Annotated in this window: 12 protein-coding genes; 6 read left to right on the forward strand and 6 right to left on the reverse strand. The window is 46.9% G+C overall.

What is annotated here, in order from left to right; all coding sequences use genetic code 11:
- Nucleotides 1-24: 24 nt before the first annotated feature.
- A complete protein-coding gene (locus H562_RS0109940) occupies nt 25-2,244 on the reverse strand; it encodes a DUF4838 domain-containing protein (RefSeq protein ID WP_027377370.1) in 2,220 nt (739 codons plus the stop codon).
- Between the two features lie 191 nt (nt 2,245-2,435).
- Complete coding sequence (locus H562_RS0109950; RefSeq protein WP_051190473.1) at nt 2,436-4,115, reverse strand: LVIVD repeat-containing protein; 1,680 nt, start codon at nt 4,113-4,115, stop codon at nt 2,436-2,438.
- A 337-nt stretch (nt 4,116-4,452) separates the two neighbouring features.
- Here H562_RS0109950 and H562_RS0109960 point away from each other — a divergent pair, with 337 nt between their 5' ends.
- Nucleotides 4,453-5,688, forward strand: coding sequence for a YaiO family outer membrane beta-barrel protein (locus H562_RS0109960; RefSeq protein ID WP_027377372.1), 1,236 nt, complete (start codon nt 4,453-4,455; stop codon nt 5,686-5,688).
- Here H562_RS0109960 and H562_RS0109965 read toward each other — a convergent pair.
- The 4 genes from H562_RS0109965 to H562_RS0109980 are packed head-to-tail and all read right to left on the reverse strand — an operon-like array spanning nt 5,685 to nt 14,468.
- A complete protein-coding gene (locus H562_RS0109965) occupies nt 5,685-9,119 on the reverse strand; it encodes a sulfatase-like hydrolase/transferase (RefSeq protein ID WP_027377373.1) in 3,435 nt (1,144 codons plus the stop codon). The two genes, H562_RS0109960 and H562_RS0109965, sit on opposite strands and share 4 nt — an antisense overlap.
- A complete protein-coding gene (locus tag H562_RS0109970) occupies nt 9,119-10,168 on the reverse strand; it encodes a HEAT repeat domain-containing protein (protein ID WP_027377374.1) in 1,050 nt (349 codons plus the stop codon). Before H562_RS0109970 ends, H562_RS0109965 begins: the two co-directional genes overlap by 1 nt.
- A gap of 17 nt (nt 10,169-10,185) precedes the next feature.
- Nucleotides 10,186-10,545 carry a response regulator transcription factor gene (locus tag H562_RS0109975; RefSeq protein WP_027377375.1) on the reverse strand — a complete coding sequence of 120 codons (360 nt, stop codon included), beginning with the start codon at nt 10,543-10,545 and terminating at the stop codon, nt 10,186-10,188.
- A gap of 2 nt (nt 10,546-10,547) precedes the next feature.
- Entirely contained in the window at nt 10,548-14,468 is a 3,921-nt protein-coding gene (locus H562_RS0109980) for a response regulator (protein ID WP_034691058.1), read from the reverse strand.
- 366 nt (nt 14,469-14,834) lie between these two features.
- On the opposite strand from H562_RS0109980, the gene H562_RS0109990 reads away from it, so the two are divergent.
- The 5 genes from H562_RS0109990 (at nt 14,835) to H562_RS0110020 (ending at nt 23,215) form a co-directional block, all read left to right on the forward strand.
- Nucleotides 14,835-18,314, forward strand: coding sequence for a putative Ig domain-containing protein (locus H562_RS0109990; protein ID WP_027377378.1), 3,480 nt, complete (start codon nt 14,835-14,837; stop codon nt 18,312-18,314).
- A 7-nt stretch (nt 18,315-18,321) separates the two neighbouring features.
- Nucleotides 18,322-18,576, forward strand: a complete 255-nt coding sequence (locus H562_RS0109995; RefSeq protein WP_027377379.1) for a hypothetical protein — start codon at nt 18,322-18,324, stop codon at nt 18,574-18,576.
- 777 nt (nt 18,577-19,353) lie between these two features.
- The gene (locus tag H562_RS0110010) at nt 19,354-20,016 is read left to right on the forward strand and encodes an outer membrane beta-barrel protein (RefSeq protein WP_027377381.1); all 663 of its coding nucleotides are present in this window, start codon (nt 19,354-19,356) and stop codon (nt 20,014-20,016) included.
- A gap of 73 nt (nt 20,017-20,089) precedes the next feature.
- Nucleotides 20,090-20,887: a polysaccharide biosynthesis/export family protein gene (locus H562_RS0110015; RefSeq protein WP_027377382.1), complete on the forward strand. Its 798-nt coding sequence runs from the start codon at nt 20,090-20,092 to the stop codon at nt 20,885-20,887.
- A 6-nt stretch (nt 20,888-20,893) separates the two neighbouring features.
- The gene (locus H562_RS0110020) at nt 20,894-23,215 is read left to right on the forward strand and encodes a GumC family protein (protein WP_027377383.1); all 2,322 of its coding nucleotides are present in this window, start codon (nt 20,894-20,896) and stop codon (nt 23,213-23,215) included.
- The last annotated feature ends 174 nt before the right edge of the window (nt 23,216-23,389 follow it).

Below are 23,389 nucleotides of genomic sequence, written 5' to 3' on the forward strand. Positions count from 1 at the left end.
CTGACTTTACTTTTATTAAAACAGTTACTGGACCCATATTTCGGCAATGGCCATCAGCGGGTTTCTATTTTTGCTTTTTCGCCAGGCGGGCATTGCGGGCAGTTTTTCGGCGGTCACTTTCAGGTACTTTATACTTTCACCGACCAGAAACTGCGCCTGATACGTCCTTGCCTGAAGTTGCTCTTTTGTAGTAAAGATGGTGTTTTCCGCAACTTCGCGGTACGTAATTCCATCAGCAGAAACTTCCAGCTTCACCGACTTGGGCAAAAATATCCAGTGGCGCTGGTCTTCCAGAAAATCGAGCTTGACCGTTTTTACTGGTTGAGGTGCCGTCAGTTTTAGCTCCGCGGAGAACCCGTCTTCAAACAAAAGCCAGTTATAACTGAAATCAGTAAAACCATACATGCCATCGGTCAGAGTAACATTCCCTTTAGCGGGATATTCAGGAACAAAAGGCGTATTCAAGGTCACTTCAGCACTTAAAGCATTATTCACCGGAAGTCCCTTCCGTAAAATTTCCTGCCATTCTTTTCTGTATTCGCTGAGCGTTTCACCGTCCTCAGACAGAAGGTTTATTCCTTGAGATTCGGCGCTTCTCACGAAGTTCCTGACCTGTTGGCGGAGCTCCTTTCTCACCTTCATTTTTCCGGTGCGGTCTGGTGTGAAAATACCGTACTTCTCAATCCCAAAAAAGCGGGCCTGCTGCAAACGCGTATAGTCGAAACTTAACCGCAGTTTCCTTATCCTCCTCCGGATATTCTTCTGATCCGTAATTTTTTCAGCTTCATCTAAAAGCCGGTCAACCGAATCGAGGCGCTCTGGCGAGAGGTAAGTCTGGTATTCGCTGATCGGATTGCCATAAATATCCAGGCGACGGCCGGAAGCTTCTACTGCCGCCTGAAGTTCTGTTAAATGTTTTTTGATCAAAGGTGCGGCTTTACCGTAATATCCGGAAAGGAATTCATCAGCCAACAAACCGTCATCCAGATTCGCCTTCCAGAATTTTTTAGAAATGATATAGGTTTTCAGATCACTATGATCCACAAAATTCCCACCGCCCAACTGTGCGAAAACACCGCGGACACCATTTTCCCGGTAGTACTTCATATTCGGGCCGGCATTAAAAACATCCGGAAATGGCGCCAGGTAATTTGTAAACTGCGTATAATAATCCCAAATAAAAATATGGGGTGTTATGGCGCGCCAGCCTTCCAGATTTTGTCTGAACTGCGCCGCAGAAACCTCTGTTTCAACCGGTTTATTTTTAAAGGAATTAATGGTGCTCAGAAATATAATGACATTGGCGCGCGGTTTCGTTTTCAGCGGTGGTGCTGCCGTTGCACCGTAAGCCAAAGTTGTAAAAGATTTGTCGGGGAAACGTGCCGCGATCCTGTTCACAAACCGAAGCAGTGAACCTTGTGGACCGCCTTCCTCGTCATCAGTTTTCCGGCAGATGCTGCATTCACAGAAATTGTTGTTGTCATTTGGGCTTACGGACCAGTATTTTGCGGTAGGATTTTCTTTAAAGTGTTCTTCTAAAGACTTCACTGTAAGATCAAAAACTTCGCCGTTGGAGAGACAGAGCTGGTCGGGGCGCCGCTTTCCGTCGGTCAATGAAAAGAACTCCGGATGCGCGCCAACTAAAGAGGATGGAACCAAATTGCTGAAAGAGTGGCCCCAAATTCCCCAAAGATCGTCCAGGCTTTGTAGACCGTACCAATCCATATATTCGGCATCTTTTTCGGCTGTGCTGTACACTTCGCGGTAAACAAAAGAAGCGGATTCCTCCACATCAATCGGTACCGGAATTTTTAGAATCGGTAAAGGCGGACACTCCGCGGGTTCATTGGGCGCCCATTTCCGACACTGAAGATAGCGTGATATAAATTCGTAAACTCCCTTCAGAAGGCTCTTTTCAGAATTTCCGGTGATGGTGATATGCTGACCTTCATTCTTAATGGAAAAATTTTCCGTTTTTGCCGGATCGGAAGCGTTCAGCTGTTTGATCTGAATGTAATCCCGATCTGCTGCTTTCGTCTGATTTACAGGAAGAGAAATTTTGGTCACGCGGAAGAAATAATGCTTCAGCACGTCTGCGCCTTTTCGTTCGGCAGAAGTGGGATTTTCAGACAGCAGTATCTGATAAGCCGATTTTTTGTGCTCGGCTAAAATCAGTTCCTGTGCGGAAAAACGGGAAGAAATACCCATCAGAAAAACAAAAATGATCAGTTGGAAAGCACGCATCTTTCGGTGGATGAAAGTTGTTGGATTGGGCGGTAAATATACATCTTTAAAAAAAAGCCGTCAACTGCAGTTCTCCGTTCTGATTGTTCAGCAAGACATTAATTTTAAAATTAAAAATCTTTTTAAAAAGTTTTATAAATAAACAGGCCACTCAAAAAGTGGCCTGCATTAATTATATATGAAGGTAAAACCTATAATTTATGGTTTACATCAACAAAAGTACCGGTAATGGTAGATGTTCCGTTTCGGGTAACTTTACCGTGAATGGTAATGGTAGATCCCGTACCTACGAATTCAATTTTTGAACCCTGGTTGATGGTAAGGTCTCCAAAAATAGTCACGTTACCTTTAACTTTAAGGTTGGCGTTGCTGTTAAGGATCATGTGACCGTAAGTGGTAAGGTCACCTTCCAGATTAAGCAGTGCGCCGCTGTTTATTGCTAAGGAGTTCCAAGGGTTTTGCTGGCTTCCCTGATAAAGTTTCCCAAGCATAGTAAAGGTCGCGTTGCTGTTCACGTTAACAGATTCGGTTGCTGTCAGAGCGCCACACCAGGTTAGTTTTGCATTTACGTTGATGCCTTTCAGACTTTTTGTTCCGCCATAAGCGAGGTCCTGACCTGAATTTACATTTAACCACTCACCGCCGGTATATGCTGCAAATGAACTGCAGTTGACCACGCCACCTGCCGGTGCTACATATTTAATGATCTTCAGACCGCGTGAGCCGGAGGCTACAAAAATATACTCACCTTTACTCATTACGTAATTTGTAGAACCCAGAAGATCAAGCGCACCCAGAAGTTCCAGCTGCTGACCTTTGTCCTGATATACAAAAAGTCCCGCTCCGCCATTAGCGACAAAAGCTTTATCGCCATTTACAGAGACAGCGTTCGTCACGATATTCTCAGGATCTACGTCCGTGATATCGGTAGGCAATGCCAAAGTCTGCAGTTTTGTACCCGAGTTCAGGTTATATACACCTACACCGTTTTTCCCCTGAGAAACCAAAAGTTTTTCACCCATAAAATCGAGTGTTCTTTTTGATTCCGCAACGTCCTGGTATGCTGCGAATGCGGAGGTTTGCTTAAGGCTGTTTGCATCGTATACCTTTACACCTTCTGTACCGCTCAGGATCACGATCTTATTTCCGTTAATGCCCACCGCACGAAGATCCGGCAGTGAAATGCTGAATTCTATTTTGTCATCAGCTTTATTCAGCTGCGCAAATGCACCGGTAGCACCCGATACTGCAAAATATTTTGAAGCATTTGAAGTTACATCCGTACCCACATTTCCGGGAAGTGTGGTGGTTACAAAACGGTCACTTAACATTCCGTTGTTCAGCGTCAGTTTTCCGGCGAATGCAGCGCTTGCAGTATTGGCGATTTCCGCATTGGTTGCACCGGCTATATAAAGCTGGCCATTATCATATCGCACTGCACTAATGTCGACATTTGGCGTGATTGCCTGCATTACCATTTTCGGTGTGTTGGGATTGGAAATGTCGATCACTTCGATCGCACCCAGATACTCCTCACCTTCGGTATTATACGAAACGTATGCGTAATTTCCTTCCACAGCTACGTGTGTAGCCTGAAGTTTCTTTCCCTTGTATTCCGGCGGCGTAAGTTCTGCAACCAAAACAAGCGGGAAATCACCTGCTTCATCGAGTTTTCTTCCCAAACCCTGGTTTAAATCCAGAATTCCGGAATTCTTGAAACTTAACCGCGCGTTTAACGAGTTTGCATCCGAATTCAGGATGACTTCATTCTTTGCGGCGGTTACACCATCCAGATCTGTGCTGTCCTGCCGGCAAGATACAGCGAATAAAACAGTGCTGATGCTCAGGATACTTAGTATTTTTTTAATCATAGTTGAACTTATTATGTTCTTTATTAATGTTTTTGCCAAAACAGCCGGTATAGTGGGATTTGCAGTACTGTTTTAGCGGCTGCAAAGATAATGAAAATGCACATTCAAAAAATTAAAAATAAAATATTTTTTAGGCATTTTTATTGCGGAATTCAAAACACCGGAAAACAGTGGGAACAGCGGTGATTCTTCAGCATCATCGTGAAAAGCAGTGATTTTTGAAAAGGAACACTTTTGGTGACAGGATTTGCAGCTTGTGCGAAATCCGCAGCGATAACTGCAAATAAAAAGTTCAATATCTTTGCCGCCAAAGCCTAATACTTTTTAATCGACTTTAATGAAAAAATATTTCGTCCTTTTTTATCTGATGTTGCTGCCATATTCAGTTTTCGGTCAGCAAGACACCACTGCCGATGAGCTGTTCCAGAAAGCGCGAACAGAAGCTTTTGACAGGAAAGATTATCCCGCCGCAATCGCGACCGCGAAAGAAGCACTGGTCCAGGCACCGGATTATACCGACATTTCCGTATTCCTTGGGCGGCTGTACACCTGGTCCGGCGATACTGCAAAAGCCCGGCAGGTTTTTACCGGTCTTCATCAAAAGAAAGTTGAGGACGCAGATTTTTTTCTGGCATATGCCTCGCTGGAATACTGGAACGACCAGAACGCAAAAGCTCTCGAACTCGCTGATGAAGGTCTGAATTATAATCCCCGGTCCGCCGACCTGCTTTTACTTAAAGCCAAAATATATCAAAGTTTGAAAGATTACGAAGCTTCCCAGGTTATACTTAAAAAACTCTTGGCAGATGATCCGAAAAACAGCGAGGCGCGGGCACTGCTTTTAAAACTCGATGACCTGACGGCGAAAAACGCGGTGGGTATTACCTACAATTTCACGCATTTCGACAAACAGTTTGCAGATGACTGGCACCTCATCGGTTTGAGTTACAAAAGAAGTACTTCTATAGGCTCGTTTATTGTGCGCGCCAATTATGCAAATAAATTCGGCTCGGGCGGAACGCAGCTTGAGCTGGAAGCTTATCCGCGATTGTCGGATATGTTTTATCTTTATGTTGCAGCAGGTTTTTCCGGTGATGTGGGAATTTTCCCAAAATACCGGACGGGACTTTCATTAAACGCGAATCTGCCTAAAAGCTATGAAGCCGAAATCGGCGTGCGGCAGCTATATTTTGCCGATAATATCGTGCTGTACACCGCGGCAGTGGGAAAATACTACAAAAATTACTGGTTTAATCTGCGCGCTTACATTACTCCCGACGGCAGCGAGATTTCGCAATCATATACCGGAACGGTGCGGTATTACACCAAAGGTGCTGATGATTATTTTTCCGTTACGGCGGGAACCGGAATCAGTCCCGAGGATTACCGCAGCAACCTGCTTGATGATCAAAATTATAAGCTCACCACCTATAAGTTTGGGTTTGGATATAACTTCACGGTAAATACGGCCAATCTGTTTTCGGTGTCGGCGATGTATTTCAATCAGGAATATCTCAAAGGTAAAATCGGGAATCAGTACGATTTCAATATCGGTTATACCCGCAAGTTCTAGCGTTTGCTTTGCTCCTTCAAAAAGCCTGTCACCACTGAATCGGGGAACAGTTTGTGTCTCATGTAAAACTGCGAATTCATCTTTTTAAAATCTTCAAAGTTCTTGCTGAGCTGGTCATACATTGCAGGCCGATCTACCGCATCGCCTGTTAGATTCTGCATTTTATAGAGCTGGTCACCGGAAAGGTGGTAATTACCCTGCACATAATCGATGAGCTGGTTTTTACTCTGCATCATCGGAATTCCGGTGGCGTTCTCCACGCCAACAGGCTGAAAACCCTGGCCTACCCATGCAATGTTTTTTGGCGTTGCCAGATGATAGTTAGTCCGGTAAAAAGCCAGCACCGAGGGTGCTACATCAAAATGACTTACGGTCTGGTGAAAGGTTTTCGGTTCCTTTAAAAGCGGCGAATAAATGATCAGTGGGACGTGATAACGATCAATTTTTTCTACAAGCGGGATTTCGGGCATGCTGTGGTCACCCGTCACGATAAAGATCGTATGCTGAAAATCCGCACGTTTCTTATAGTTTTCGAAGAAATCATGCAGCGCACTGTCGGCATTTATGATCGAGATCAACTGGTCTTTATTTTCCCGTGCCCATTTCATTTGTGAGGGATTGAGCTGGCCGCTCTGCAGTATATCATCATATTTCCTTTCGAAAAAGGGCTGATTATTAATTTTAAAAGGATTGTGCGAGGAGAGCGTCAGTATGGCGTTAAAATATGGTCCGTTATTTTCAGGTGTAATGTCGAGCGCTTTCCGGAAAACGGACTGATCTTCGTAACCCCAGCTTTCACCGCGGTTCTGCGGGAGTTTTTGGTAACCTTCGCCAAATGAAAACTCATCGGTAATTTGGTCAACGCCGCTGTATTGCAGGAAATTTTTTATACGGTCGAAGTCACTGTTCCCGCCATAGAAAAAACCAGTTTTGAAGCCATTCCTTTTAAGGACATTGAAAAGATTAAAATTTGCGGGAGTCTGAGGTATTTCCAGGAAGCCGTTTTTACCGAAAGGCAGTGAACCGGTGAGCGTAGGTATGGCACTGAAAGTCCGGCCGGAAGAACTGAGTGCGTTCTGCCAGCTAAGGCTTTTGGACTGCAGGTCGGAAAAGAACGGTGTAAAATTACCGACATAACCACTTGGGCTGCTGTACGCGTGTCCCAGACCTTCCACAATGACGAGCACGAGATTGGGTGTTTTTTCTGAATTTTTAAAATAAGGCCCCAGAAAATCAGGTGTATTTTCTTCGCGCCAAAACGGATAGGCCGGATCGATCATGTCTGCACTCACGGTCATGTTTTCATCGTGCTGCCATAATTCGGTGAGTTCGGGGTTTCGTTTCAAAATATCAGCAAAGCCGGAAATAAGGAAATAACTTAGTTTGCTTTTGCCTGCGGTCTGCTCGAAATCACTCACGCCGCGCTTCGGTTTGTAGGTCGTGTAAGAAGTCGGGACAGCGAAAAGCAGGATTCCCAGGGAGAGGAAAATCCAGCCTGCGGCGGTCTTTCTGAAACTGAAACGTGTAGCCAGATACGAAATAAAGACCGTCAGCAGGACAGCGGAAATTATCAGCACCAGATTTTGAGCGGTCAGCATGCCGCTTGCTGCCAGGATCTGTTCCAGTTCCCGAAGGTCGTAGTAAAAAAGGTCGGCACCCAAAAGATTGTGCGACTCGGAAAAATAAAGAAAGAGTATAAACTGCGAAAGCGTAAGGAAGGAAATTGCCGCAACGGCAAAAATATTGGCCAGGCGCACCTTCCATAACCACAGCAAAAGATAAATGGCTCCAAACAGGCTGAGGATCTTTAAGATAAAAATACCATTGTTCCACACCAGGTGTTTCAGCAGTTGGTCTGAATCGAAATTCGGAAAAGCATAGCGGTACCACAGCCACTCGGCCAGTACACCCGCACCGAAAAGCACCAATGTGACCAGTGCCAGCACGCCCCATTTTTTGAGGCCCGCGTTCCACAGCAAACCGATCCGCTGCCAAAGGGGAAGTTTCTGCTGATTCGGCCCGAAACCCTGCCGTGTCATTTCGCCCCAGCTATGGTTTTTCCGGAAATAATCGATAAAACCACGCACACTCGACTGTACCACGATGGGATGAAAGTAGAACGGTTCCAACGCTGCAGTAAAGATCAGGCGGAGGAAGTCCCGTCTTTTGACATACACCTGATGACTTACCAGATCGACCAATATGGCATAGATCGAAAACAGAAAACCGGTTGAAAGCACCAGCGCCAGGAGGATAAAAAAGAATTTCCAGCTGATGATCCCCAGAAATAAAAAGATGATGAAACAGAGGTAACCGAGGAATTCCACGAGCGGCCCCATAAACTCAAAGGTGCACCAGTAAGGCAAACTGATCATGCCAAGTCTGCCGTATTTGGGATTCAGCATAAGTCTGCGGTGTTTCCAAAGGGTTTCCATGGTGCCGCGCATCCAGCGGTTGCGCTGTTTCCTGAGGATTTCTTTGGATTCCGGTACTTCGGTCCAGCAAAGTGGATCCGGAATGGTCAGCACTTCGTAAGGCTCCTTCTTTTCCTCCATGTATTTCCGCATGCGTACGACCAGTTCCATATCTTCGCCCACGGTTTTGGAATCATAGCCACCGACGGCAAGCACGATTTCACGGTCGAACACGCCGAAAGCACCGGAAATCAGTATTAAACCGGAGGCGCGGGACCAGGCCATCCTTCCCAACACAAAAGCGCGGATATATTCCAGTGCCTGGGTGCGGCCGAGCAGACTTTTGGGAATGTTTACGTCGGTCACTTTTCCGTTCTCTACTTTGCAGTTATTGGCGAGGCGAATGACACCACCACAGGCGATCAGCCGTTTGCCGGTCTGCTCAAGGAATGGTTTTGCCAGTTTTAAGATGGCATCCTGCTCCAGGATACAGTCTACATCGATGCACACGAGATATTCGCCCGAGGATACATTAACCCCCACATTCAGGGCGTCGGCTTTACCGCCGTTTTCTTTGTCGACCACGATAAGTTTGCGGAATGCCGGATTTTTACTCTTGTAAATACCGCGCACTTCTTTCGTAGGAATATTGCCCTGAATATAAAAGGAAACCGCCTCAAGTTCGTACTCACTGATCAGGCGCTCCATCGAATCATCTTTACTGCCGTCATTTACAATGATGATCTCCAGCCGGTGGTAGTACAGCGACAGCAGTGAACGCACATTTTCAACAATGGTCATTCCTTCGTTATACGCCGGTGCAATAACGCTGAAAGCCGGCGGATTGGGATTGGCGGCAATGATGCTGTAATCTGTAAAGGAGTTCTGTTTTTTATACCGAAGCACGGCGCCCAGCGCATACACGCTGATCCACACGTAGATCAGGAAAACGCCAGCGCCGTAGAGCAGGAAAAGCCAGGTAACAGTTTCGAAGAAGAGCGAAGAAAATTCCGGCATTAATTATTGTCTATTGCGTGGTTGATGATACGGTTTATTTCAGCGGGTGTACTTTCCTGCGCTGCATGCCGCCGGAGGTCTTCGGTAAATCCGAGTGAGACCAGCGCCTGAGCGGCTGCGATTTTTATTTCGGGTTCGGGATGCCCGTAAAGTTCTTCCTTAAAAAAATCCAGGCAACGGGGGTCGCTGGAGAGTTTCAGCATCTTCATAATTTCGGTCTGTACCGGTAGTGGCTGCGTGGGAAAGCGGCGCATGAGGTCGGGATTGGTTTCGGATTCTTCGAGTGCCTGCAGGGTTTTTACCAACTCGCATCGTACGCTGACGGAGTCGTGGTCCCAAAGGTTCTGTATTAATGGTTCTGCGGGAAAAAATTTAAATTTCCGGATGAGGCGCAGGGTGAAGATCACGACTGAACTATTGGAGCTTCCGAGCCAAAGCTGCAGTTGGGCAGCGGCGTCCGGCGGCATTTCCGGTATTGCAAGCAGAAGGCGCAACTGTTGCCAGTCAGAAACGGGCGTGCGGTGGTCATTCAGAAACTGAAGTCCTTCAAAACCTTTGAAATGAACAGAAGAATACTGTGCCTCTTCATATACCAGGTGGAAAGGGTGGGTGAGGAACGTTTCAATTTGCGGCAAAGCAGACTCAACCTGCATAGCGGTCATTTCCTGAATGGCACCCACGATCAGATGCGGTTTTTTCTGCTGAAGTTTCCGCAGTGATTCCCGGGCCAGCCCATGCCTTTCGTACAAAGTTTTCAGATCTCTTTTGGCCGTACCGGAAAATTTTCTCTCTGCTTTCACGAGTTTTTCCAGAAAGAGCTGCTCGAAATATACATTCTGGAGTCTTTGGTTAAAAGCCGGATTCGCGGCGGTTTCATCGGCACCGTAAATGATCACCGAGCTTATCTTTTCATCGATCACGGCACCCCAAAGCTGCTCCGACAACAGTTCTTTAAACTTCGAAAAGCTGTAGAAGATCACTACTGCAATAAGCAACAGTATGAGCAGGAGGATCGCCAGTAAGATAAAGAAAAGAAGATGCAGGGACATGGACCGTAATATAGCATTTATTTCCCGGGAAGCAATCGCCTGATCCGCAGGGCCAACTCACTGGGGCTGAAAGGTTTTACTACAAAATCGTATGCCCCCAGATCGAATGCTTCCAGAATGACTTCTTCCTGGCCCATACTCGAAAGCATGATGACGGGAATTTTTTTCTCGAATTTCTTCAGGGCCGACAGAATTTCAATGCCGGAGGCAAAGGGCATCATAATATCGGTAATGATCAGGTCTACATGTTTGGCATTCAGCGTGTCGATGGCTTCTTTGCCGTTGCGGGCGAGGATCACCCGGTAGCCTTCTTTAATGAGTTTATGTTCAATAGTCTTTAAAATCAATTCGTCGTCTTCGGCGATTAATATCAACATATTTACGGTTTTATATTTAACATTTGTTTCATAATTGCCACTCCGGTCCGGATCTCGCCACATACCCGTGCAATCATTCCCGGTTCTGGCTGCTGGGGATCCAGGTTGTTTTCGCAGGCTGTGGCTAATCTTGTCAGCTGAAAGAGGCCGGCAGTTCCGGCGGTTCCCCTCAGTTTGTGCAGCACCCTTTTCAGTTCAGCGGTATCGTTTTCGGCAGTTGCCTTCATTATTTTTTCCTCAGCCTGATTCATTTCCTGAAGTACAAGGTCGATGAAAAGGGCTTTAAAATCCGCATCATCGCCCACCTGCTCCTGAAAAAGCTGTGGTTCAAAATGTTCTTCCCATAGGATGTCATCAGCGACCTCATCAGGATCCTTCATCAATAGGTATTTCTGAAGCATTTCTGTAAGGTCGGTCTGGCGGAGCGGTTTGGGCAGAAAATCATCCATACCCGCGGCCAGGGCTTTTTCCTTTTCACCCATAATGGTGCCGGCGGAGATGCCGATCACCGGTACATCGGTATAGCCGGGAAGGCGGCGGATCTGCCTCGTGGCTTCAAGCCCATCCATGACAGGCATCTGCACATCCATCAGGATAAGATCAAAGCGCTGCTGCCTGCAGTTATCCAGTGCTTCCAGTCCCGTGCCTGCTTCGGTCAGTCTGGCTGTGGGCAGCAGGGATTCCATTATTTTTTTATTCAGGATCATGTTGACCCGGTTATCATCTACGAGCAGGATATGCTGGTTATTGCCAAAAGCGGGTTGGGCAGCAACCTCCACGGCCTGCTCTATCCGCACAGGCCCCGCGCCTTTTTGCCGCGCGGCACGCTGCAGAAGTGCGTACAGTTCCTGTGACTTAATGGGTTTCAGCAGGCAGAACGATTTCTCATCACGGCGGAATTCATTGATGACTTCATGCTCTTCCGAGGAGGTATGGAGTACTACGAGCGGCGCAATTTCGTTATGTTCGGTGAAAAGTTCCTTGATCTTGGCGACGGTTTCGAGACCTGACATTACTGGCATGTGATAATCCATGAGGATGAGATCGAAGCGGTCGCCCCGGGCGAGAATGTCGAGCGCCTGCATACCGTTGGCGGCAAGCGTGGATTTGATGTTTTTGTAGGCCAGCATTTCCTGGAGGATGAGGCGGTTGTTGGCATTGTCGTCTACAACCAGTACATTGTGAAAGGGGATGGGCAGCTCATCTGTTACCTGCAGGCTGTTGATGTCGTACGGCACTGTAAGGTCGAAGAAAAAAGTGGAGCCTTTATCGGGTTCGCTGGTCAGCGAGAGTTTACTGCCCATGTACCGGAGAATAGTATTCGAAATGGTGAGACCGAGGCCGGTTCCACCATATTTTTTACTTACAGAGCTGTCTTCCTGGGTGAAGGCATCGAAAATGCGCTGCTGCTTATGGAGGGGAATGCCGATCCCGGTATCGCGCACTTCAAAGCGCAGGGTTATTTCTTTGTCGTCACGGTGCTGCTGGGTAACTTTAAGTTCTATCTCGCCTTTTTCAGTGAACTTTGAAGCATTGCCGAGGAGGTTGGTGAGTACCTGCCGAAGCCGTGTTTCATCGAGCCTTACAATATGCGGCAAGCCGGGTTGAATGTTCAGCAGGAGTTCAATTTTATTACGCTGCGACTGATAGAGGATGACATTCATCACCTGGTTGACGACTTCGTACAGATCACTTTCCTCCACAAGCAGTTCGAGTTTGCCGGATTCGATCTTTGAGAAATCAAGGATGTCATTAATGATGCTGAGGAGATTCTCGCCAGACTCATTAATAAAGTTAAGATACTGCAGCTGTGTTTCAGTAAGTGGTGTCTTCAGCAGAAGATCCGAAAACCCGATCACCCCGTTGAGAGGTGTACGGATCTCATGACTCATATTGGCAAGAAATTCCGATTTTGCGCGGTTCGCCAGATCAGCGGTGTGTTTGGCTATCTTCAGCTGCTGGGTGGTCTCTACGGACTGGGTGACGTTATTGGCGGAGATGATGATGCCGCCTATGACCTCATTGGGCAGGTACCATGGGGTGACTTCCAGTATATAATGCTGCTCTGTGGTGTGATGCGGCAGCCTGACTTTGAAATCATTGTTGCGGTAGGCCTGGCCTTTCAGCGCGTTGAGATATATTTTCTTACGGGAATAAGGCACACCTACGGTGGCTTTGAAGAGGTGGTTGCCGAGCAGGTCTGCACTGTTGGTGGCGAATTCTTTTTCCCAGGCGTGACTTACGGAAAGGTAGCGGAGCTGGTCATCGAAAATGGCCATAGCTCCCGGGGCATATACGATGAAAGACTGGAGCATGGCTTTCTTCGCCACCAGGTCCAGGTGGGTTTTTTTTGTAGCATCAATGTTCTGAATGATGCCGAATAATTTCCGGCAGCTGCCGTTCTCGCATTCGGGCACACCTCTTACACGAACCCAGATGATCACACCGTCGGCCCTTTCCAGCTGCACTTCCTCATCAAAAGGGATGCCTTCTTCTACGGCACGGTTGAAAACCCGCGAGATCACTTCCTGACCTTCCGGCGTATAGAATCTCATGGCATCCTCGAAGGTAGGCATAAAATCGGGCGGGACGCGGTGGATATTGCGCGTGGCATTGGACCAGAAAAGGTGATCTTCGTTCAGGTTGATCTCCCAGCCACCGACCTGGGCTACATCCTGAGTCTGCTCCAATATTTTCTTGGCGTACATAAGGTCTTTTTCCAGGTTTTCCCGGCTGGTGAGGTTCAGGGCGGTGCTCAGGATCACGGGGTTGCCGTTTTCATCGGTATCTGCCAGGTTGTGGTACATCCATACGATTTCTTCGCCATTTTTTTTCTGCAGCACCATATTACCGATGTCTTCGCCGTTGGTGTTGATGCGGTAGAGATACTGGTCCAGGAGGTGCCGGTTGCGGATGGGGATAAGGTCCCGCAGATTACGTGTTTTAATTTCATCCTCGGTGTAGCCGAGCAGTTCGCGGGTCTTTTTGTTTACGCCAAGGATGTTCCCGTCGGGATCGTGGATGCTCATGAGACCGATGGCATTTTCAAAGAAGTTCCGGAAGCGGCGCTCGGACTTTTCGAGTTTCAGTTTCTGCTCCAGTTCGTCGGTAATGTCGCGGCCGAAACAGAAGAGGTCGTCCTGCTCTTCCTTCTGTTTCAGGTTCCATTCAATGGTAATGGTGCGTCCGTCGGCGGCAGGGGATGTTGTGGTGAAGGAGAGCGTATGGTTGTCGGAGGGATCGAGGCTGAGTTTACGTGAGGAGTCGCGGTCGCCGATCAGCTGAAAAAAATTCTGATGAAGGAGGTCGTCCTGTGTAAGTTTAAAGGTATGCTGAAAGGCCGGGTTGGCCTCTTTGATGAGGTGGTTCCTGTCGAGGATAACGATGAGGCTGTGGGAAATGCTGAAGGTTTCTTCGAAGTAGCGGGCCTGCTGGTTTCTTTTGCTGCCGAGCATCATTTTGGTAATGGCTTCAGCCAGGCTGTGGAGACATTTCAGCTGTGTTTCGGAAACTGTTTTGGGTTCGTAAGCCAGCAGGCAGAGTGTGCCGAGGACAAAGCCGGCGTCGGTCAGCGGAATACCGAGGTAGAAACGGATACCACTGGCAAGGACCGCCGGATTGGTGGATGAGCGTTCATCCTTTAATGTATCATTGATGATCAGTGTTTCGCCGGTGGAAATGACGTATTGGCAGATGGTGTTTTCGCGGGCTACAGCCTCCAGGTTCATCCCGGCGCAGCTGCGCACGTTCTGGGTATCGCCGCTCATGGTAGAGATCAGGGCCAGCGGACAGTCGGCAAGCAGGGCTGCGGCATCGGCAAGTACATCGAGCTGGGGATTTTTCTTGGCGTCGAGCAGATCGTGGAAGGCGAGTTTCTCGAGGCGTTGTTTTTCATTTTCAGGCTCGGGAGGCGTATTTATCATGGGACTAAAGCGGTGGTTTTAAGTGAGGTGATTTCAGGTGTCAAAGATAGTATTTCCCAAAGATGTAAAAGTGCTTATTTGCAGGTCATATTTATAAATTGTTGAATAATAGATAATGTGGGGACAGTAAAACGTGATTGTGAGGGGTTGCCGGCAGAATCGGGTGCATTTTGGAAGACGAAAGGCGGGCACTGGTCAAGAGCGTGTTTAAGTACGGGAAGGCCACAGCTGCCGGAAATGTTAAATTTTATGAAGTCAGCAAAAAATGGCGACTTTTATCAGGTTGCGGAAAAATTAATATGGAGGAAACTGCTTATTTAATAAATAATTCTATATTTGGCTCTTAAATTAAAAAACAATTTAAATATGAGAATAGATTTATTATTTCAGCGGATGCTGTTTTTGATGGTATTTGCTTTTTCAGGATTGGTTCTGGGACAGTATTATGGTAGTGGTACCTTTAATAAAATCACTTCGTTAGCGGAGTTAACTGATGGGTATTACGTGATCGCTAACAAAACTGATGAGTTTGCTATGAATAGTAGCACTACTCAGGTTTCAGGAAGTCTAGGTTATACAGGAATTATTGTAAAACCGATCGTTAATCCACCTTTGGAAATGGTTTGGAAAATCGAGACTATCGGCGCAGATAAAACAATTTATAATGAAGGTGTTTCCAAATTTGTTTCTTATACAGGTTCTAGCAATAATGTGCAGTTGGTTGACGCCGCTACCAGTAATAATCAAAAATGGACAGTTACTTATTCTTCGGGAGTATTTTTAATAAAAAATAAGCAATTAACCACAAGATTTCTACAATATAATGCTGGCGCGCCGCGTTTCGCATGCTATACGGGAAGCCAACAAGATTTGCAGCTTTACAAATTGGCAAGTCCAACAGGTCCCGTAATCACTGCTACTCCGACAAGTCTAAGTGGTTTTACTAACATTGAAGGTAGTGGCCCCTCGACTGAACAATCATTTAATGTATCCGGTTCAAACCTTACAGATAATGTAACTGCCACTGCGCCGGCTGCTTTTGAGATTTCCAAGGCTTCGGGTTCCGGTTTTGCTGATATACTGACTTTTGCTCCCACAAGTGGGACCCTGACGTCTACTGTTGTATATGTGCGAATGAAAGCGGGTCTATCGCCGGCAGCTTATTCCGGGAATATCTCGATAAGCAGCACAGATGCTACTTCTGTGGACATAAGTCTGAACGGCATAGTGTCGCCTATGCCTGTGAGGCCGGTTATTACTACGCCTTCTGCGCAAACAGGTACTGTAGGTGTTCCCTATAGTTATCAGCTTGTTGCGTCGGAAAATCCGGACTCTTATGCCAGAGTTTCGGGTAGTCTGCCGGATGGCGTTAACTTAAATACTTCAACAGGCGAGATCTCAGGAACTCCGAGCGCGGCGGGAACCTTTAGCGCAAACTTTACTGCGACAAACGCGGCGGGGACCTCTGATCCGGTTGCTTTTGAAATAACTGTAGCACAGGGAACACAGACCGCTACTTTACCCGATCTCAATAAACAGATCGGCGATGCAGTGGTTATGCTTCCCGCAACAACGGATGCCGGAATTACAATAGCGTACTCTAGCAGCGATATGGCGGTAGCTTCTGTTTCGGGAAATACACTCACAGTTGGGGGTGCAGGTACGGCTACCATTACGGCCAGCAATGCCGGAAGTGCGGATTACGCGGCGTTTAATGATACTTTTACGGTGACGGTTACTCCAGTTCCCCCTTTAAATCATTTAGTGATCAGTCAGATATATGGAGCAGGCGGAAACAGCGGTGCCACTTACAATAGAGATTATGTGGAGTTATATAATCCTACAAATTCCGCTATTTCACTCAATGGGTATACTTTGCAATATGCTTCTGCCTCAGGAACCGGAAGCTGGACAAATAACTCAAACAATTATTTACCAAATGTAAGTGTCGAGCCTGGTAACTATTTTCTTATTCAGACGACCACAAGTGGTACAAATGGCGCATTACTTCCGACGCCAGATTATGCTTTTAATACATCAATGGATATGTCGGGAACGACAGGAAAAGTAGCTTTAGTGTCTACAACCCATACCTTATCTGGTCCCTTAAGTGGCGTTGTGACTAATAACGGAGATATCGTTGACTTGGTAGGCTTTGGAACGGCAAATTATTATGAAGGTTCGGCTGCTGCACCGGCGTCGTCCGTTACAAATGCTGTTTTTAGAAAAAATAGTGGAAAGCAGGATACAAACGTTAATGGTGATGATTTTGAAGCTTTAGCTGCGAATCCCCGTAATTCTTTATATTTCACAACCATGTGGGCAGGTTTACCTGCAGCGTGGTCTAACGGAACTCCTAATGATACAAAAGCAGCCGTTATTGATGCAGATTATGCTGGTCCAGCTTTTACTTCGCAAACATTAACCGTAAACGAAAATAAAACGTTAACCGTGAGCGAATTCGTGAAGACCGGCGATGTCACTAACAACGGAAAAATCATTGTTGACAATAACGCGAACTTCGTGCAGACCGGCTCTTTTACGGCGGGAGCGAACTCTTCATTCAAAGTGAACAGAAGTACACGCGACGTAAGCCGCCTGGATTATGTTGCGTGGAGCAGTCCACTTCAAGATGCAGCGCAGACTTTAAAGGAATTCTCGCCCCAGACTTTAGACGTGCGTTTCCTGACCTACAATAACGGACTGTATGTAAAAGTTCCCAACCCTAATGTGCCTTTCAGTCCGGCACAGGGCTACCTGATCCGTACGCCAAACAACTTTGTTGACTACCCGGCTACAGAGAAGTTCAACGGCGTATTTGAAGGTTCTCAACCGAATCACGGAGTTCTGAGCTACGATCCTTCAGTAATCACCGGAGAATATGTATTCTTAGGAAACCCTTACCCAAGTGCCGTCAGTATGGAAACCTTTTATGCAGCAAATCCACAAATCAACGGTTCTTTCTATATCTGGGACAGTGTGGGCGCAAAGATGGATGCAGAGGGTAAATATTCCGGCAGCAACTATGTCACTACAACCATGTCGGGTTCTGTTCCGGCAGGTTCCTCACCCTACGTGCCGGTGGCGCAGGGATTCTTTATAAACCGCGGAACTGATAACACGCCATTGGTTTTCAACGATGGGATGCGTCAAACGACAGAAACAGGAAACTTTGCAAAAATCAGTGTGACCGACAAGTTCTGGCTGCAGATGACAGCACCGTCGGGCGCGAAACCACAAATGCTTATCGCCTTTAATGAAAATGCCACATCAGGCTATGACAAAGGACTGGACGCTAAAATGCTGGACAGCAACGCAGATGTGATCTATTCCACAGTTGATACAAAACCGTTGGTAATCAATACGCTTGGAACTTTTGGTACCGATGACATGATCAAGCTGTCCGCAAACTTTCTGGCAGCCGGAAACTATACCATCAGTATCGCGAAGAAAGAAGGCCTGTTTAGTAATGGACAGAAAATATATTTAAAAGACCATCTTTTGGGAACGGATACCGAGTTGACTTCAGGCGACTATTCTTTTGCAGCAACTGAAGGAATTAACGAGGATCGCTTCACGGTGTCATTCAGCAGAGGAATGTTGGGAAGTTCTGACCTTTCAAAGAATCAAACGGTTATTTACGCGGTCGGTCAAACCGTTCATATCAAGGGCGCCAGCAGAATCAGAACAGTAGAACTTTACGACATGAGCGGCAAGATGATAAAGAAGGCTGCAAACGTTAATTCTCAAAACACCGAAGTTACGGTTACATCAAAAGGTGTCGCACTTGTTAAAATCCTTCTGGAAACCGGTGAAACAGTTACTAAAAAAATTATCATAAATTAAAATACCAATGAAAAAGTTATTTACCATATTGCTTGTTACAGGCTTAATCAGCGCTACTTACGCCCAGGAGGGCAATGTTTTCACCCGCAGTTATAATGCTAAAAACCAGCAGGCTGTGACTGCTGAAGACGATCCGGGAGGTGACGGAGATAATGGTGGCGGGGACGCCGCGCCCATCGATGATTATCTGCCTCTACTTGCAATAGCGGGTGTTGGCATGGCAGTTTATTTCAGCAGAAAGAAGTTCGCTGCGCAAGTTTAAGCGGCAGTACACTTAATTCCGGCCAAAACCGTCTCCGAACAGAGGCGGTTTTTTTGGTATTTTTTTATCACTTGTCCCCCAAATTATTTACGTCGTCAGAATTTAAACGGATCGGCTTATGGATTTACAACCATTTCACTCCATCGGCGCTCATACTTTATGTTTAAAAATTCATGTTTAACAAGAACAGCATGCCGCTTAAAAAATCAAAAAGTGGTGAAAGCAAAAGTGAAGTACAGTTGATGACCAGTGCGAAATTTTACCGCAGGAAATTCAGAAGGAATGTCATTATTTAACATCGCGTACACTAAACCAATAGCACCGCAGGCGTGACATGAACAATTTTCCTACTCACTGCCAGATGGTGACGGATGCCTGATTTTATGCTGCAGATATTTCGCTCCTGCGGAGTTCTACGTGCGCGCGCTGTAACATACTTTAGCATTAAACGCTTCTTTATCCCTTTCCAAAAAATTATTTCTGAATCAATGAAATTGTTATGAATACCGCACGCTAAGTAAAACCGAAGGTTTCAGTCTGATACACAAGTCTGATTTCCAAAGATTGACATTTTATAACAAAAGGTACAGCCGCATATATTAAACGCCGACAGTGTAACGCTATAAATTTCCGCCTGGCTGTAATCCACTGAAAGGAACCGGCGTGTTACTTTCCACAGTTTAACCCCACCGTTCTGAACCCTCATTGTGGCCGTCACAAAAAAAATCCACCATTTGAAAAAAAAATAAGTAATTTGCACCATATTTCTGAAAACCAATGGCCTTATCTACAAATGATATGAAGAGAATTATTACTGTGGTTTCCTTTTTCGTGCTGACGGGCATCCACGCACAGACCTTTAAGTACGGGGTGACCGGGAATTTCCACAAAGGTTCTATCGTCGGTGTCCACGATGTTTCTAAAGGAGCTTACGGCGGTGGCCTGGGTATTTTCGGGCAGTGGTCGCTGGTAGAAAATGACGTGTTCGATTCTGCCTGGCTGTATATCATGCCACAGCTGGAGTACAGCATGCAGGGCGAAACAGCAAAGGCCGAAGAAGATAAATTTGGGATCCAGAAATTCCACCACGATTATGTGGCGATGCAGGTTTATCTGAAGTGGTTCTTCCACCAGGGCAATATGAAAAGAGATGTCTATTTGTTTGCCGGCCCGCGTATTGAATATCTGGTGCGCGAAAAACGTGAGGTAGATCCTGCTTATGACCTGGCTTATTACCAGTATAACGGCGACGATGAAGTGAAAAAATTTGGATACGGTGTTTCGTTTGGTGTGGGATTAAAAATCAGCCAGCAGTTCGAAACTTTCCTGCGGTATGACCGTGGTTTTTCTACAGTTTATCCAAATAATGACAACAGGAATACCTATAACCGGCTTTTAGCACTGGGCGTTAATTATTACCTCAACGAAAACTGGTGGTAAAAAGCCACAAACCGGTCTTAAGATTACAGGCCTTTTGAAAATCTTTACTTTTGTAATCTGATCTCTCACACCCATGAAAAAATACTTCCCCGTATTTCCTTATATCATTTTGCTCCTGCTTTTCTTTTCATGTAAGCCGAAGCAGAACATCGTGTACATGTCTAACAATAACTTCGAGCAGGAGGTTTCCCAGGCCAAATTTTCAGGACTTCATATCCAGGAAGGCGATAAACTCCAGATCCAGGTTTCTGCTTTTGAGGAAATCGCGGTACGGCCTTTCAACAGGTCATCAATGCCTTCCACAGGAACGGCAGCAGACGCCGCGGGTGGGGGAAGCGCGTCAGCAAGTGAATATATCGTGGGTGCCGACGGTACCATTATTTTCCCTGTTCTGGGACCTGTGTATTGCAAGGGCATGACCAAGAAGCAACTCAAAGACGACCTTGAAAGCCGCCTTCGCCGGTACCTTACAGATCCCATGGTCACCATTACGCTTACGAACTTCAGCATCAGTGTGTTGGGAGAAGTGGGCAGTCCGGGGCAGAAGACCAGCTCTTCCGAGAAACTCAATATTTTTCAGGCGATTGCGCTGGCAGGCGATTTAACTTATGATGCCAACCGCACGAACGTGAAGCTGATCCGAACGTCGGAGGCGACCGGTAAAGACGAGGTCGTCTCACTGGACCTCTCCGAGGCTTCGATCCGCAATTCACCGTATTATTTCCTGCAGCAGAATGACATCCTTTATGTAGAGCCCGATAAGAACAAGCAGGTCTCCGTTAATAACGATTCCGCGACGGACAAATGGATCAAATATGGTGGTGTGGGTCTGGGGATCCTTACCCTCATTATCACCTTAACCCGAAAATAAGTATTGATGGAACTTCTGGAAAATTCAGTGCCCACGCAGCGCACCAAGCCCATCAACATCAAAAAAGAAGTCGGCAGATATCTGAGAAAATGGCCCTGGCTGGTGCTGAGTATGGTGCTCTTTTATACGGCGGCCAAAATTTATCTGCGTTATGCGCAACCGCAGTATTACACTAAAACCTCACTTAAACTCCGTGAATCCAAAGGCAACAGTTCTACGCTGAGCGACCTGAAAAATCTGGGTATGGGAGTCAGTGGCGATAATGAACTTCAGGGTGAAACTACGATTATTGTCTCCAAACCCATCCTGGAAACCGTGGCGCGAAACCTGAATCTGGGTGTCAGCTTTTTCAGCCTGGGAAAAATCAAAGAAGTGGAACTTTACCGGGACAGTCCGCTGGACGGGAAAATACTGTCTGTCAACCAGCCCGACCAGTTCTCAAGTGCGGCATATACCATAGAACCTGTAGGCAGGAACGCCTTTAAACTTGCCGGAATGTCGGGGCAGTTTAATTTTGGTACCCCGGCGAAACTGCCTTTCGGTACCGTGCAGATCAACATCAAACCCGGCATTATTCTTAAGGATCCCATCAAAGTCGTGTTTCGGAGCATATCGGCGTGTGTCTCTATGCTCGAGGGCAGCCTCTCGGTAAGTCTGCCGGAAAACAAAGGTTTGCTGATGGATGTGACCATGATAGGGCCCGTACCGAAAAAATCAGAAGATATTTTAAATGAGCTTGCCCGGCAGTATATTATCGATGGGGTTAATGATAAAAACCAGGAAGCCAAGAATACCCAGGATTTCATTAATGAAAGACTGGATGTAATTACCGCGGACCTCTCCGGTATCGAAGGTGAGAAAGAGCGCTTCAAGCAGTCGAACCAGATCACCGACCTGGAAACGCAGGCAGGTGTTGCGGTAAGCAAAGCTGAAGAAAACAACAAGGTGATACTCACCCAAAGTATGCAGCTGGATCTGGTCAACTCGGTGCTTGCGGCGAGTGGCGGCGAAAACCTTCTGCCTTCCGGCATGGGCCTGGCCGAGGGTGCCGAGAGTTATATCGCCGAATACAACAACCTGTTGCTGACACGCAACCGGGTACTGAAACAGGCCACCGGTGAAAATCCCGCCGTGGTCGAAATGAACAAGCAGCTGGCAGCCCTCAAGAACCTCATCCGCAAAAACCTGCTGGAGTCGCGCGAGACTTTGCAGCTGCAGATCGCGCAGGCCTCGGCGCAGCTGAATTTGGCGAAAGGTGATATCAGCAAATACCCCACACAGGAAAAGAAATTCCGAAGTATAGACAGGCAGCAGACACTCAAGGAACAGCTGTATCTCTACCTGCTGCAGAAGCGTGAAGAGAACGCCATCACCCTGGCAGTAACTGCACCAAAAGCCAAGATCGTGAATCCGGCCTTTACGACGGGGCAGGTGAAACCGCAGAACCAGCAAATTATCTGGGGGGCTACAGCGGCGGGTTTTCTGCTGCCACTGCTCTTCTTCTTTACATTGAATATGCTGGATACCAAGGTACATACGAAAGATCATATCCTTGCGCGCTTTCCGGAAGCTTCCATCATTGCTGAGATCCCGGTAAACACGGAGGAAAATTCCATCGTAAGGCCCAATGATTTCTCGGTTTTTGCGGAGGCTTTCCGCATCCTAGGTTCCAACCTGAAATTCCTGCTGCGGGCTCAGAATATCGAGGAAGACGGCGGTACCATCCTCGTCACCTCTTCCATCAAAGGCGAAGGAAAAACCACCATCTCGATGAATACGGCGCTGACTCTGGCCGGAAAAAGCAAAGTAATCATAATCGGTGCCGATATCCGCAATCCGCAGCTGCACCGTTTTGTACAAGGAGAAAATGTGGGGTTGACCGATTATTTGGTTTCCGACCTGAAAGTGCCCGACAGCTTTATTATCCCCTCCAGGATCAACGAAAACCTCGATGTTCTTTTCAGCGGCCAGATCGCGCCGAATCCGAACGACCTGCTGGATATGGTAAAGTTCGATGACATGATCGCTTACCTGAAAACGCGCTATCAGTATATCGTGCTCGATTCGGCCCCGGTGATGCTGGTGAGCGATACGCTGCATCTGGTGGAGAATTCCGATGTGGTCCTCTACGCCGTGAAATCCGATTCCACCGAAAAGGAAATGATCGATTTCGCCGCCGACTTCCGCAAAGAAAATGGCATCAAAAATATGGCTTTCGTGCTCAACAGTGTAAAACCCGAGAATACGCGGTACGGCAAGAAATATGGGTACGGCTACTATTCCTACACCCACGAAATCGAAAAGCGCTGGTGGGAGCGGTTTTTTTAAAGACAAGAGCGGGACGTGGTTAAATCGAAATGCGCTGATTTGATAATTTGATAATTTGATAATTTGAGAATTTGAGAATTTGAAAATGCGCGGAGTGAGAATACAATCCGTCATTGCGAGGAGGAGGAACGACAACGAAGCAATCTCAATAAAAAAGAAAGTCCGCTGAAGAGG

Origin of the sequence: Kaistella palustris DSM 21579 (genome assembly GCF_000422265.1) — a bacterium.
Taxonomy (GTDB): domain Bacteria; phylum Bacteroidota; class Bacteroidia; order Flavobacteriales; family Weeksellaceae; genus Kaistella; species Kaistella palustris.